The following is a 620-nucleotide window of genomic DNA, read 5'->3' on the forward strand; positions in this document are numbered from 1 at the left end:
TTAAATCCTATTGGAGGTGACCGCTCATGAATAACAAACGTCGTGTCTATGTATACAACGGGTCCTCAGGTTTAGGCTGTCTTGGTCTGATTCTGGTCTTAGCCCTACTCATTTTCCTATTCATATTCTTCACGAAATTATTTATCCAACTCTTCCCGACATTATTATTGATTCTGTCAATCATCTTACTAGTCAGCAGTATCTATAACTTATGGCAATGGCGGAAAAAGGACAAGCATGCACAAGCTGGCGGCTTTATCGAAGTTGATGGCGTCATCGAACCCATCGAAGCGCCAGATAATCAAGCAAAAGACTACCATACACAAAGAATTTTCACATCAATTGCCGGTATCATCATAGCCCTATTACTAATGAAATACCTATAGTATGGAGGCATTAGAATGCAAAATAAAGATATTTCCATTAACACTGAAGAATACCAGTCCCAAATACAAGCGTAAAATTGAAAGAAACCATCCGAAAGATTACTTATGTGGTCATTGCCTTGCTAGCCCTTGTTTTATTCGCTGGCTACCTACTATAATGTAGTTGAAATCTTTCAAAATAAACCTTAAAAAAAACGTTCGTGGAAATCTCACGAACGTTTTTTATATTACTTA

Annotated in this window: 1 protein-coding gene; it reads left to right on the forward strand. The window is 37.4% G+C overall.

What is annotated here, in order from left to right:
* Positions 1-26 precede the first annotated feature (26 nt).
* A complete protein-coding gene (locus ACRCJ0_RS18320; protein WP_016897090.1) occupies positions 27-386 on the forward strand; it encodes a hypothetical protein in 360 nt (119 codons plus the stop codon).
* Positions 387-620 lie beyond the last annotated feature (234 nt).

It is taken from the genome of Aerococcus sp. L_32 (assembly GCF_050689315.1).